The organism is Exiguobacterium sp. s160, from assembly GCF_018617575.1.
GTDB lineage: Bacteria > Bacillota > Bacilli > Exiguobacteriales > Exiguobacteriaceae > Exiguobacterium > Exiguobacterium aestuarii_A.
Window position 1 is genome coordinate 589,647 of sequence record NZ_JACSKK010000001.1, and the last position, 13,904, is coordinate 603,550.

Sequence of the window (13,904 nt, forward strand, 5' to 3'; positions counted from 1 at the left end):
CTTTTTTACTTTTTCTCAAATCCCCGTTTTGCGAGCATTTCGAACATATTTGGGCAGATTGCATACACATTCGCACCGATATTCATCCACCACGGTGCATTTATTTCGCGTTTACGCGTCAAACTCCCTCTGACAATCGCATCGGCCAATCGTTTCGGATCGAGCATGATTCCCTTAACGCTTTGGGCATATGTACCACTCTTGTCGGCTCGATCAAAGAACGGGGTGGCAATCGGTCCCGGATTGACAGTCATGACATGGACCCCATGCGGCTTCAACTCGAGTCGTAGGGCGTTAGAGAACTGTAGAAGTGCCGCCTTCGCCCCTGCGTAAACGGCTGATTTCGGTGTCGGAACTTTCGCAGCTTGCGAACAAATGTTGATGATGACACCTCCACGTCCTAACACTCTGGCAGCGTTTCTCGACAACAACATCGGAGCGACGGCATTCACATGCATCGTCTCTTCCATCACATCAGTCGATTGATCGGTCACGAAATCAAATTCAGCCATTCCTGCATTATTGACCCAAATGTCAAACTTCCCAAATCGCTCGATCACATCATCGACAAGAGCATCCGCCTTCGTGACGTCCGCGCGTATCCATTCTCCCTCACATGTGGTCGCAATGGTTTTCAAACGTTCTTCATTTCTTCCAATCAATAACACGCTATATCCTTTTTCATAAAAAGAATGCGCCAATGCGGCACCGAGTCCGCTTGACGCACCTGTAATGACTACCCGTTTCATGACATCGCTTCTTTCTTTGTATAAATCCATTTTTGGTCATCTCGGCGTCTCTCGATGTCGCCACGCTCTTCGAGTAAACTGAGTCGTGCGAACACCTCGCTAAAGACGAGTGGCATACCACTTCGCATCTTTCTCCCATATAATTTCATCGACCAATCAAAGACACTGAGTCCATCTTCCCATTCAGCGAGCAATTGTTCACTGCGTTCATACCGTTGTCGGATCCGGTTCTCAATCAAATCGTTCGGATGATGAATCGGTTCACCATGTCCACTGACGACAAGTTTCAAATCGATTCCACGCAACTTTTTAAGTGAATCGATGTAGAGAATAACCGGTGAGGCAAACCCTTCATCCTCATACGGTTGTTCAATGAGTGGATTTGGTTCGACCTTATCAATCAAGTGATCTCCCGCAATCAAAACGCTTCCAGGACCGATCAATCCGAGCTGGTCACTCGCATGTCCCGGCAAATGAATCGTTTGCCACGCCCCGTCCGGTGTCACAGCTTGTCCGTCACTAAACGTCATGGTGACGGTCGTCGGCCCAATCCAACGTAATGCTTCCCGATAGTCTGGCAATTTTTCCACGAGTGGCGCCGGTGCTCCAAATGAGAGCGCCAATTCATGTAAAAAGTGGTTGCCCCTTTTTAGAAAATTCGGGGTTTGTTCTAAGTATCGAACGAGCTTCTCGTGCCCATACACCGGAATCGAGGCATCACGAAGTCGCCACGCCTGCCCCGCATGGTCGGCATGATGATGCGTCAAAAATAAAAAGTCGATGTCAGACAACGATAGTTCAAGCTCTTCAAGTTGCCGATTCAATGAAGTCCACGCTTCTTCCGTATCTGGTCCACAGTCGACCATAAAAAAGCGATTCATATGTTCAACGATATATACGTTCACGTTTCCAACTTCGAACGGTGTCGGAATATCGAGTCTTGCCAGTTGGCTTGAAATCCAGTCCGCCACGTCATCACCACCCCTTCTTCCTGTCTTTCTCCATTATACCCGTCTGAAAGATGCGTTTTCAATCAAACAAAAAAGAGGGGGACATCTCCCCCTCACGAATGGTGAATATTATAAGTTGATAACCGTCACTTTATCGCGCGTCATCGTCTCGAGGCTACGTCCGATTCCTTGAACGCCAAGTCCCGATTGTTTCACGCCGATGAATGGGAAGTGGTCTGGACCACGTTCCGTACGTCCGTTCACTTGGACCGTACCGACTTCTAGCTTGTCAGCGACTGTAAAGGCGCTATTCACATTTTGTGTGAAGACACTCGCTTGAAGACCGAACTCAGATTCGTTCGTGAGTTCAATCATCTCTTCGAGTGATTTCACGCGAATGACAGGAAGGACTGGTCCGAACGGTTCTTCCCATGCGACACGCATATCTGTCGTCACATGATCAAGCAATGTCGGATAAATGAGGTTTCCTTCACGCTCATTTCCATGAACGACCGTCGCCTTTTTGTTGACCGCATCGTCAATCAAACCTTGAACGTAATCTGTCGTTTTCGCATCGACTAAAGGAACGATGAAACTGTTCTCTTCAGGTGAACCGACCGAGAGTTTCGCAACGCGTTCTTTCAACATGCCAACGAGTTCATCCGCTTGGTCTTCGAGGACGAAGACACGTTTGATGGCTGTACAACGTTGACCTGAGTATGAGAATGCACCGCTGACAATTTGATCTGCCGCAAGTGTCAAATCTGCATCCTCAAGGACGAGAGCCGGGTCTTTTCCACCGAGTTCGAGCACGACCGGTACCATCGACGCTTGTTGTGACAAATGTTGACCTGTACCTGTTCCACCTGTGAATGTGATCATGTCGATTCCTGGGTGAGACGTCAAGTAATCTCCGATGACCGAACCGCGTCCTGTCACGAGATTCAAGAGACCTTTTGGAAGTCCTGCGTCATGAAGGGCTTCGACCATCTTGATTCCGCTGATTGCACCTTGAGTCGCAGGTTTGAAAACGACCGCATTCCCCGTGACGAGAGCTGGCGCAATTTTTGCTGCTGCCAAGTTGACCGGGTAGTTGAACGGTGAAATCGCGAGCACGACACCAAGCGCTTCTTTCTTGATGATGGCCATCTTGTTTTTCGAACCACCAGGGAACGAATCACCTTGCATGAATCCACCATTGAAACGAATGCCTTCTTCCGCTGTGTAACGGATGATTTCAGCTGTGCGAACGACTTCTTTTTTCGCGTCGTTCAAGTTTTTCCCGACTTCTTGCATGATGATTTGACCGATCTCATCAACGCGTTCTTCGAGTTTCTCTGCCCATGCATACAACAATTCAGCGCGCTTGTTGACCGGAAGCGTCGCCCATTCTTGTTGTGCACGTTTTGCGCCATGGATGGCTGCATCGACTTCGTCGCGTGACATCGCCTGAACGCGACCTACGACTTCGTCTTTATATGGTGAAACGAGTTCAATCGTTTCCTGACTTGATGATTCCTGCCATTGACCATTCAATAAATATGGATATGTGTTCATACTCATCATCTCTATCTGCCTCCTGAGTAAGCTGTAATATCTCGTTGCCAACCCCATTGTATGCAGATTTTTTTGCATTGGACAACTATAACGATTCAGTTTATAAGATGTAAACGGTTACTATGAAACTTTTTGTGAATTCTGACGAGAGTTCGACAATTTTTCACTATAGATTTGATGATCTGAGACCGATAGTAAAGGAGAGAGTACGTGAAATAGGAGGGACAACCATTGAGCACTGATCATAATATTTTACTTGAGGCTGGAACGAACGAACTTGAAATCGTCATCTTCCAAGCTGGACCGTTCTTATTCGGTATCAACGTCATGAAAGTACGTGAAATCATCACGATGCTTCCATTGACACCTCTTCCGGGTACACCAGAGGCAATTATGGGACTGATCGAATTACGGGGCGAGGTCATGACCGTCATCGACCTTCCAATGGTCATCAATCACCCACGTGAGGTCGGAAGTGACGATCGATTGATTGTCTGTGAGTTTAACGGGGAAAAATCAGTTCTTCGTGTCGACCAAGTGACGGAGATCAAACGCATCTCGTGGGAGCAGATTGATACGCCTTCCGATCTTGCACGCGGCGTCCAAGGCATCACGAATGGTGTCGTCAAAACAGGTGACCAAATGATCATCTTACTTGATTATGAACGAATCGCACTCGAACTTTCTCGTAAAGACATCATGGCCCGCGAATCAGTCAAACGCCTCGGGGCTCGCGAACGTTCGAATAAAAACATTTGGATTGCTGAAGATTCGGAAATGCTCCGAACGCTCATCCTCGATACGTTAGATGATGCCGGGTATTTCAATACGACCGTCTTCAACAACGGGAAAGAAGCACTCGATGCGTTTGAACAAGATGGTGTAGAGTGCGACCTTCTCATCACGGACATCGAGATGCCACAGATGGATGGACTCCATTTAACGAAGCGTCTCCGGGAGATGGACCGTTACGCGTCCCTTCCAATCATTATCTTCTCGTCGCTCATCTCAGACGACTTGAAGCATAAAGGCGAGGCCGTCGGTGCGAATGCTCAAATCACAAAACCAGAAATCGGGATTTTGATTGCGACGCTCGACGAATTTGTAGGGTAACAAAAAAAGTTTGCGACTTCACGGTCGCAAACTTTTTTATGTCAACTGCTCAAAATGATTATTCCATTCGACTAAAAAGCGCTGACTATGCGACTCGATTGTCGCAAGCGTTTCATGTGCACCTTCAAGATGTGCATTCTCGCCTGCCAGTTCAAGGTCATGAAAAAGAAGCGCGGTCTGTTCCAAGCCGACCGAATAAGAGGCCCCTTTTAATAAATGGGCGAGTTGTTCGACACGTGAATAGTCGTTCGACTCGACAGCTGCGTGCAATTCAGGGTATTTTTCTTCGAACTGCTTAATATATGTGGTTGCAATTTTATTCAAAAATTCCATGTTTCCATTTGCGATTTGGTGGAGCTCCGCTAATTTATCTTCATTGAACAGAGCGTCTTCGGGCATTCTTGTCAATATAACCCCTCCTCAATAAACGATCATCCGATCGTTCCCTTTCACTGTAACATGTTTTCTAGAGAAAACAAAAAATCTCCTGCTTTGGATTGCACTCTTCATTTTCGCTACCTATAATAAGATTGAGTTAAGGTAGGAGGAAGATGCATGCTGACGATTTACCGTACTGACGCATCAGGCCATGTGGATGAAATCGAAGACTTTGATAAAGGAAGCTGGATTCAACTCGTGAATCCGACAAAAGATGAGGCCGATCAAGTCATCGAGGCGTCCGGCATTCCAGAAGACTTTGTATATGACCCACTTGATATCGAAGAAAAACCGCGTTTTGAAAAAGATGATGAGGGACTTCTCATGATCATTGACGTCCCGTACGTGGAGGAAGATGATACGGGGCGAACTTATAATACAATCCCGCTCGGTATCATCGTGACTGGACGACATTTTATCACCGTCTGTTCACGTGAGCTTGACGTCTTGAACTTGTTCGCAAACGGCAAAGCACGACTGTTCCGGACGAATTATCGAAGTCGTTTCGTCTTTCAGATTTTACATCGGGTGAGTATGACGTACTTACGTTTCTTGCGACAAATCGACCGAAGAATGGATGAGCTTGAACAGGAACTACAACGTTCGATGCGAAATCAAGAGATCTTTCAATTGATGAACCTGCAAAAATCCCTCGTCTACTTCATGACCTCTTTGAAAGCGAATGATAGTGTCTTAGACCGAATCGTCAAGACACCAAGTTTGGAGAAACATGAAGAGGACGAAGAACTATTAGAAGATGTGTTCGTCGAACACCGCCAGGCCATGGAAATGGCGTCAATTTATAATGATATCATCAGCATTAAGATGGAAGCATTCGGATCAATCATTTCGAACAACGTCAACTTCGTCATGAAGTTCTTAGCGTCGATTACGATTGTACTCAGTATTCCAACGATGATTTCTGGAATCTTTGGGATGAACGTCCAAGTTCCATGGGAAGGACAGCCGTTCGGATTCATCATGGCGATTACTATGATGATTGGATTTTCTGGTCTTGCCTTTTATATCCTATGGCGAAAACGATATTTCTAACGGGCAAAAGTATAAGACAAGATTTGTTCACTTCAAATTTTCAATAAAAAGACAAACTGCTCACCGAAAATCGATGACCAGTTTGTCTTTTTATTCACAGAAAATCTTCTCACAAGTATGTTTTATCACAAATCAGTTCTTCATACTTTATTTCGAGAGATAAGTAATCATTATTTATGGAAACAGATTTTCGTCTTCGATATATGCTAAAAATAAATCTTGTAAATCACCCTCAGAATCAATAGAATCCAGTAATAAAGTGGGTTCTACTTCAGCGTCTACAAGTCCTGAACTTCCATCAATAATTCCAAACACATGCGAAATGGTATCAATCATCGTTTGTTTCATCATTAACATCAAAACTTCTTTTTGTTCACTGTTTAGTCTATTGTAGAATTCATCTTGTTTTTTCCAATAAACATCCATTTCTGAATTGTTTAATTTTGTGTGATCTAGCCTTTCTTCATACATTTCTTTATATGATGCTAAGTTGCCTTCAATAATCGTTCTATAGATTGCCTTTATAAATACTTCATTCTGACTACTCATTCTTTCGCCCCATCTCCTTTTGATTTGATTATAGGATTAACAATCATCTGGTCTGAGTAACTACTACTTAACAAACATACTAAAAAAACCTGACGCATCATACGTCAGGCTCTTTGTTATGTGATCTTGACCGTGACGAGACAAAGGTCATCCTCAATTTCAATTTTCGGGACGAGTTGCTCTGCAACGTGACGACTATAGTCGAGACCGTACGTGGAGACGTCCTTCTCAAGCCAGCGAATCCCATCGTCAATATCTTTGCTATAACATTCCATGAGTCCATCCGTGTACATGTGAAGTGTCATACCCGGAGCAATATCAACTTCTTTAGATTCATAATTTGGCTCTTCGAACATGCCAACAGGTACTCCCGTCGTCTCAAGACGACAATTGCCTTCTTCTGACGTCACAATGACTGGAGGATGCCCTGCATTCACATACTCAATTCGACGCTTCGTTGTATCGATATAGCAATACACCGCTGTAAAGTAACTGTGCATATCGTCACCCGAGAATAAGAACGTCATTTGACGATTCAACTCGGTCATCACGTCCACCGGATACTGAACATTTCCAACAAGTCCCGGAAGAATCGAGCGAATACCCATCGTAATGAGTGCCGAAGAGACCCCATGACCCATGACATCAAAGATGATGACACCATACCGGTCCGGTGCGACCTGGAACCACGCATACATATCCCCCGCTAATTTTTTTGATGGAAGATAGAGAGCGCGCACGTCAATCTCTTCATTACTGATTGGTGGCGTGAGCGCACTTTGTTGGATTTTTTGCGCAAGATCCAAATCGTATTGGAGACGGGCCTCATAGATTTTCCGTTCATCGACGGCCGCTTTATAGCGAAGAGCAGAGCGGATACGTGCGAGCAACTCCGTCACCTTGATCGGTTTCGTCGTATAGTCTGACGCTCCTGCATCTAGTCCCTCAGCAATCTGCTTTTCATCTGTACGACCCGACACCATGATGACTGGCATTTCTTCGTAATCAGCCATCTGTCGAATTCGTTTACATGTCTCGATTCCAGAAATCCCGGGCATCTCGACATCCAACAGGACGAGATCATACAGCGATGCGGCTTGTGGGGCCATCAATAAATCGAGCGCTTCTTCTCCGCTCGAGACCGATATCGTCTCATAGTCGTGCTGGTGAAGCAGTTGCTCGAGAACGAGCGTATTGACCGGTTCGTCGTCCACAATCAAAATCGCCATGACTATCCCTTCCTTCTCTACGTAGTGTTCTACATCGTATTGTACCATATCTTTTCAATGTCACACGAGATTACCGTCTGTTCGTTCCAGTTGAAGAATCGACTCACTATTTGGCATACTGAAGAGAGAAAGTGAGGGGTTCTTATGGCCTGGATATTTGCCGTCAGCGGTTTGATTATTTTACTCGTCCTCATCGCATCCATCGTCGTCATTCAAAAAGGATATGCCTACAAAGATAACAAAGACGACATCGTTCTAGACTATGACGAAATCAATCGTCGCATCGAGTCTGACCAAAAACAAGAAAAGACTGACAAGACAGAAGGGCCGCTTTAATACGCGACCCTTCTTTTATTTGAATTCGAATCGGAGCGTCCCTTTTTCAAGATATAAAGAAGCATTGAACGTCTTCTCGCCTTTTTTGAACGTATGCACGTTCGATTGACCTCCGTTGATCATTTGCTTCAACTCATCTTTCACCAGTCCGACACCAAGTACTTGTTTGGAGACGGTGAAGCGACATCCTTCCCGGTAACCACTACAACCGATAAACTTCGGATGCTCAACGAGGGCTTTGCCACAATTCGGACAGACTCCAAACGAGGGTTTCGGTCGAGTCGCTCCTTTTTTCCCGTAACGCTTCGCCTCAATCGTATAACCTTCCGGGTTTGCTGCCTTGACTCGTGACTTCGCCTCTTCAACCAAATGAATCGACATCTTTTTCGCTTGTTCTATAAATTCAGCGGCAGATGCCGATGCTTGGCCGATTTCGTGAAGGCGTTTCTCCCATTTCGCCGTCATGACAGGCGATGCTAAAATACTGTCTCCGAGCACATCAATCAAGAGACGTCCTTTGTCTGTCGGAACGAGCTCTTTTTTCTGAAGTTGAACATAACCGCGCTTTTTCAATCCATCGATAATGTTAGCGCGTGTCGCCTCGGTGCCAAGACCTTCGACTTCTTTCATGATATGAATCAGCTCTTCGTCATCGAGCTGTTTTCCTGCGACTTTCATCGCCATGATCAGTGAACCTTCCGTATACCGCTTCGGTGGCTCCGTCTGTTTTGACAACACTTCAACTTTTTTCTCTTTTAATTCTTCGCCAATTGCCAACACAGGAAGCTCGACGTCTTTTGATTTCATCTCGACGACTTGACGATAACCTGGACTCACGACGACGGTCCCTTTTGCCCGATATAGGTCGTTTCCATCAATCAAATCAACTGTTGTCTTCTCGAGCTTTGCCGCAGGTGCAAATGCCGCGAGAAAACGTCGGTTGATCAAATCGTACAGCTTTGCCTCATCGCCGCCGAGACGTGTGACGTCACCACAAGCTTCGGTCGGAATGATTGCGTAGTGATCACTGACCTTTTTCGCATTGACGTATCGACGATTTTTTGACGGGTCCTCGGTTAAGACGTCGCGAAGACCCTCATAAGCGGCTGACTTCAGCAATCTCGCCTTCGTCTGAGGGAATAGCGTCGCTTCATCTGGGGTGACAAAGCCAGAATCCGTCCGCGGGTAACTGATCCACCCTTTCGTGTAAAGCTTTTGAGCGATATCGAGCGTCTTTTTCGCCCCGAAACCGAATCGTTTCCCTGCTTCTGCCTGAAGCCCGGATAAACTGAACCAAAATGGAGGTTGCTCCATCTTTTCTTCTTTATCGATTGTTTTGACCGTGGCGGTGCCGGAAGCTCGTTTCACGACCGCGTCTGCTTCCTCACGCGTTTTGAGCTTCGTTGTCTTTCCGAATGTATATTTTGCTTTGAAGGTGCCCCGACCTTTTGCAAGTGTCGCCTCGACTTCAAAGTACGGTTCTGGCACGAACTGTTTGATTTCTCGCTCGCGATTGACAATCAAGGCGAGTGTCGGAGTCTGGACACGACCGAGCGAGAACACGTCCTCGATGCCGATTGTTTTCAACAAGGTCGTGTATGCACGGGAAGCGTTCATTCCAACGAGCCAGTCGGCACATGCTCGACTCATCGCCTCATGATAATATGGGACCGTTTGCTCGCCCGGTAACAGTTGAGAGAATCCACGGTCGACCGCTTGTTCCGTCAGACTCGAAATCCATAGTCGTGCTAACGGTTTTTTGTTTCCGGCGAGCCGAAGAATTAATCGAACAATCGCCTCCCCTTCCCGCTCGGCATCCGAAGCGATAATCACATCGGTAATAGAGCGGTCATGTAGCCATTTCTTGATAGCGTAAAACGGCTTTGATTTTCCTTTCGAGATCCGATAATCGAACCGTTCCGGAACAATCGGAAGTGCCTCGTATTTCCAAGATTTCCATTCTGGACGATAGTGTGACGGTTCCTGTAGTTCGCAAAGGTGACCGACCGCCCAAACGACAATCGCCCCTTCCGGGAAACGTGAGCATGGTGAGATTTCAATCTCATCTTTTCTTTTTTTAGATGGATAGGGAGCCGCCAACTTTTGTGCTTGTGATGGCTTTTCCGCAATGATTAGTCTCATAAGAACTCCTTACTTTGCCTTAAATTTCTTGGCAAGACGTACGTGGTGGGATTGCTTCTTCTATGTATTTTACTATACCAAGTCGAGGATGGACATATCGAGAGGGGAGCATTTGTTTGTATTCCATGAATCATAGCTTGCCACACGGCTGTTTTCCGATATGATTAACAGAGAACATACATATGTGAAGGAGTGTCGTCATGTCTTACCTCATTTTATTCGCTGCTGTTTTTTTCTTGTCGACGAGCGTCTTGTTTGTCAAATGGACGTCGGCTCCAGCCGAGACGGCTGCGTTTTACCGCATGCTGATCACATGTCTCATGCTACTTCCATTCGTCGATTTCAAATCACTCATCACAACGCGATTGATGACACGATATGCTTTGTTACTTAGCGGAACGTTGCTCGCGTTTCACTTTTGGCTCTGGTTTTTATCACTCGATTATACGACAGTAGCCAGCTCCACTCTTTTTGTCACATCGAGTCCGATTTTCGTATTAATTGGAAACGCCTTGATCTTTAAAAAGAACCCGACGCGAAAAGGATTGTCATACGCGCTCGTAGCTGTCCTCGGTGGGATGCTTGTCGCTGCAGGTGATATTCAGCTCGGACGAGAAGCACTATTTGGTGACCTGCTCGCTCTGATTGCCGCCCTCCTCATCGCAGGGTACTGGCTCGTCGGTCAACATGTCCGGACATCGATGAACACGAATACGTATTCTTTTAGCGTCTATCTCGTCGCGACTGTCGTCCTTTGCTTCATGCTCCTCGTACGCGGGACGACGTTCACGGACTTTGAAACGGTCAACTGGTGGTATTTCCTCGCCCTTGCCTTCTTCCCGACGATTTTAGGGCATAACCTGTTCAATTATGCACTCGCTCGGGTCAGTGCGACCGTCGTCAGTATTACCATCCTTGGAGAGGCCTTATGGGGAATGCTATTTGGGTACGCCTTTTTTGGTGAGCGCCTCGGTCCGTTCCAGTGGCTCGGCGCCATTGTCTTGCTTGGCGGGATTTACTTGTTCCTAAAAGAAGACGCCCGCTCGACACGAGCGGACGTTTGATTATAAGTTTGTCGCTTTCGGATTTACATCATGCGCTTCTTGATCTTCTTCTGAAGGACGGAACAATAATTTACGGTCCCAAAATGCCAAGGCGACTGCCGTCAAAAACGTCATCGCATCGGCAATCGGAAACGCCAACCAGACCCCGAACACTCCGAGGAACGACGGGAGTATAAAGACGAGCGGAATCGTATAGAGCGTCTGACGTGAAAGGGACAAGAACATGGCGACTCGCGCTTTCCCGAGCGACTGGTAAATCCCGTTGACGAGCATTTGAACACTCGGTAAAAACGAGACGGCGAACAAGATGTGAATCGCCGTCACGCCTCCCGCAATCAATGCCTCGTCCGTCGAGAACCATCCCATCAACGTATTCGGGAATACCTGCAAGATGAGCCAGATGATCACAGCGATTGCAATCCCTGCCCGCATCGCTGTCCATATGGTCTCACGCATACGATCATACCGTTCGGCACCATAGTTATATCCGACAATCGGTTGCATCCCTTGGACAATTCCCATGATTGGCATGCCGACGAGCGCCATGAACTTATTGATGATGGCGAAAATCGCCAACTCCTCTGTCCCACCGTATGTTCCGAGCATCACGTTGACGCCAACGAACAAGATGGATTGGGACACCATCATGATGAATGAAGAGGAACCAATTGCCATAATCTCTTTCATCTCATCGAATCGTATCCGGAACTGTCGCCATTTGAAGCGCAGTTCCGTTTTTGGTTTTCGGGCGAAGAAGAATCGAAGCATCAATATGGAACCGATGACTTGAGCGAGTGCCGTCGAAGTCGCTGCACCGTACATCCCCCAGTCGAACGTGAAGATGAAAAGTGGCGTCGTGACGAGATTGACGAGAACGGTCGTCAACATGACCTTCATTTGATACGGTGCCTGACCTTCGGCACGAACCATCGCACTTGAAGCAAGTGTGAACATAAAGAATGGTGAACTGATCAAAACAACTGATAAGTACTGTCTACTGAGTTCCATAATCTCGGACGTCGCCCCGAAGACCATTAAAATCTCATCCAACATAAAGAAAGCGGAACTCACCGCGAGGGCAGCAAACAATCCGACGAGGACGAGCACATTCAAAAATGTGACAGCCGCACCGGCATCGTCTCCTCTACCTAACTTCCTAGAACTGATGGAGGCGCCACCGAGACCAACAGCACTCGACACGGCCATTAAGATCATCTGTATGGGAAACGCAATCCCGATGGCAGCGACGGCCGAAGCGCCAATGCCACGAGCGACAAAAATCGTATCAATGATATTGTAGAGCGCCGTCACGAGCATCCCGATCATCGCGGGTAGCGATAACTTAAACAGGAGTCGACCGATGGGCTCTGTCCGCAATTGCTCCGTATTTTGGTTCATCCTTCCATCCCTCCGTCTCTATCTCTTAGGGTAGCAGGATTAGACAGTTCGGGCGACTATGTTGGCTCGGTGGATGTGTCAAGCGAAGACGCGCGCAGGGACCCCTTTTCGCTTGCGCATGATGTAATCGGTCGCGACGGGTTTTTCCACTTTGACTCGAATCGTCATCATCGCTTGATTGGCGGATTCAATCGGTTGACCGTCTACATCCTCAATCGTCTCGATGATTTGGGAGAAACGAACGAATCCAGGTCCGAAAAATTCAACTTCTTCACCTGTTGAGAAGTGATTTCGCTGTTCGAGTGTCGCCATCCCGCTCGACGGGTCGTATGCAATGACACGTGCGGCAAATGCGTACTGTGGAATCGAACGTGGTTTCCCAAACAATTGTTCTTTCTCGGTTGGAATCCCGTAATAGAAACCACTTGCGAGTTCTCGCTGTGCCGCTTTCCAAATCTCTTCTTCCCAAGCCGGCTCGAACACAAAGTTCTCAGGATCTTCACAGTATGCGTCAATCACTTGACGATACACGTTACACACGGTTGCGACGTAGTGAATCGATTTCATTCGTCCTTCGACTTTCAAACTGTCGACTCCAGCGTCCACCAAGTCGGGAATATGTCGGACCATCGATAAATCGACCGAACTCATCGAGAACGGCTCTTCATCACGGGCCTCCATCTCTTTCGTTAAGAGATCATCCTCTTCAAAGAAGCCATATTTCCAACGGCACGACTGGGAACAGCCACCTCGATTGGCATCCCGCAATGTCATATGATTCGACAGCGTACAACGACCGGAGTATGAGATACACATCGCACCATGGACAAACGTCTCGATTTCAACATCGATTTCCTGTTTCATTTGCACAATCTCATCCATCGATACTTCACGTGCCAATACAACCCGTTCGAGTCCTTCTTCTTTCCAAAAACGAAGCGTCTCGTAGTTCGTCGCGGAAGCTTGTGTCGACAGGTGAACCGGTAAGCCCTCCGCTTCTGTGAGACACGTCTCAATCATGGCAGGGTCAGAGACGATCACTGCGTCAATCCCGATATCACGGAGCGTGCGGAAGAAGTCACCAGCTCCTTCGATATCCCCTTCATGCGTCACCATGTTTGCAGCGACATATACTTTCGCCCCGCGAGCATGTGCGAAAGCCACACCTTCACGCATCTCGTCATAACTAAAATTTCCGGCACGCGAACGTAACCCGAATTGTTGACCGCCGATATAGACCGCATCGGCACCATAATGAATCGCCATCTTCAATTTCTCTAAGTTTCCTGCTGGCGCTAATAATTCTGGACGTTGTTTCATCTTCAT

The 13,904-nt window shown here is 47.1% G+C and carries 13 protein-coding genes; 4 read left to right on the forward strand and 9 right to left on the reverse strand.

Features of this window, described 5'->3' with window-relative positions; all coding sequences use genetic code 11:
• Window positions 1-5: 5 nt before the first annotated feature.
• From KNO86_RS03060 to KNO86_RS03070, 3 genes are all read right to left on the reverse strand, one after another.
• Window positions 6-749: an SDR family NAD(P)-dependent oxidoreductase gene (locus KNO86_RS03060; protein WP_214692844.1), complete on the reverse strand. Its 744-nt coding sequence runs from the start codon at window positions 747-749 to the stop codon at window positions 6-8.
• Window positions 746-1,720 (reverse strand): MBL fold metallo-hydrolase, encoded by a 975-nt coding sequence (locus tag KNO86_RS03065; RefSeq protein ID WP_214692846.1) that lies wholly within the window; start codon window positions 1,718-1,720, stop codon window positions 746-748. Before KNO86_RS03065 ends, KNO86_RS03060 begins: the two co-directional genes overlap by 4 nt.
• 108 nt (window positions 1,721-1,828) lie before the next feature.
• Window positions 1,829-3,265 carry an NADP-dependent glyceraldehyde-3-phosphate dehydrogenase gene (locus tag KNO86_RS03070; RefSeq protein WP_214692848.1) on the reverse strand — a complete coding sequence of 479 codons (1,437 nt, stop codon included), beginning with the start codon at window positions 3,263-3,265 and terminating at the stop codon, window positions 1,829-1,831.
• Between the two features lie 222 nt (window positions 3,266-3,487).
• Between KNO86_RS03070 and KNO86_RS03075 the strand changes: the two genes are divergently transcribed.
• A complete protein-coding gene (locus tag KNO86_RS03075; RefSeq protein WP_214692850.1) occupies window positions 3,488-4,369 on the forward strand; it encodes a chemotaxis protein CheV in 882 nt (293 codons plus the stop codon).
• A 36-nt stretch (window positions 4,370-4,405) separates the two neighbouring features.
• Here the strand turns inward: KNO86_RS03075 and KNO86_RS03080 are convergent, their stop codons facing one another.
• Complete coding sequence (locus tag KNO86_RS03080; RefSeq protein WP_214693986.1) at window positions 4,406-4,768, reverse strand: Hpt domain-containing protein; 363 nt, start codon at window positions 4,766-4,768, stop codon at window positions 4,406-4,408.
• A 156-nt stretch (window positions 4,769-4,924) separates the two neighbouring features.
• Here KNO86_RS03080 and KNO86_RS03085 point away from each other — a divergent pair, with 156 nt between their 5' ends.
• A complete protein-coding gene (locus tag KNO86_RS03085) occupies window positions 4,925-5,860 on the forward strand; it encodes a magnesium transporter CorA family protein (protein ID WP_074033258.1) in 936 nt (311 codons plus the stop codon).
• A 174-nt stretch (window positions 5,861-6,034) separates the two neighbouring features.
• On the opposite strand, the gene KNO86_RS03090 is transcribed toward KNO86_RS03085, so the two are convergent.
• Window positions 6,035-6,409, reverse strand: coding sequence for a transposase (locus tag KNO86_RS03090; protein ID WP_214692852.1), 375 nt, complete (start codon window positions 6,407-6,409; stop codon window positions 6,035-6,037).
• 116 nt (window positions 6,410-6,525) lie between these two features.
• The gene (locus KNO86_RS03095) at window positions 6,526-7,638 is read right to left on the reverse strand and encodes a PP2C family protein-serine/threonine phosphatase (RefSeq protein WP_214692854.1); all 1,113 of its coding nucleotides are present in this window, start codon (window positions 7,636-7,638) and stop codon (window positions 6,526-6,528) included.
• 144 nt (window positions 7,639-7,782) lie between these two features.
• Between KNO86_RS03095 and ytzI the strand changes: the two genes are divergently transcribed.
• Window positions 7,783-7,974 (forward strand): YtzI protein, encoded by a 192-nt coding sequence (ytzI, locus tag KNO86_RS03100; RefSeq protein ID WP_214692862.1) that lies wholly within the window; start codon window positions 7,783-7,785, stop codon window positions 7,972-7,974.
• Window positions 7,975-7,989: 15 nt separating this feature from the next.
• Here ytzI and KNO86_RS03105 read toward each other — a convergent pair whose 3' ends face one another.
• The gene (locus KNO86_RS03105) at window positions 7,990-10,116 is read right to left on the reverse strand and encodes a DNA topoisomerase III (RefSeq protein WP_214692864.1); all 2,127 of its coding nucleotides are present in this window, start codon (window positions 10,114-10,116) and stop codon (window positions 7,990-7,992) included.
• Between the two features lie 200 nt (window positions 10,117-10,316).
• On the opposite strand from KNO86_RS03105, the gene KNO86_RS03110 reads away from it, so the two are divergent.
• The gene (locus KNO86_RS03110; RefSeq protein WP_214692866.1) at window positions 10,317-11,180 is read left to right on the forward strand and encodes a DMT family transporter; all 864 of its coding nucleotides are present in this window, start codon (window positions 10,317-10,319) and stop codon (window positions 11,178-11,180) included.
• On the opposite strand, the gene KNO86_RS03115 is transcribed toward KNO86_RS03110, so the two are convergent.
• Window positions 11,181-12,578 (reverse strand): MATE family efflux transporter, encoded by a 1,398-nt coding sequence (locus KNO86_RS03115; protein ID WP_214692868.1) that lies wholly within the window; start codon window positions 12,576-12,578, stop codon window positions 11,181-11,183.
• A 78-nt stretch (window positions 12,579-12,656) separates the two neighbouring features.
• Window positions 12,657-13,904 carry a peptidase U32 family protein gene (locus tag KNO86_RS03120; RefSeq protein WP_251126874.1) on the reverse strand — a complete coding sequence of 416 codons (1,248 nt, stop codon included), beginning with the start codon at window positions 13,902-13,904 and terminating at the stop codon, window positions 12,657-12,659.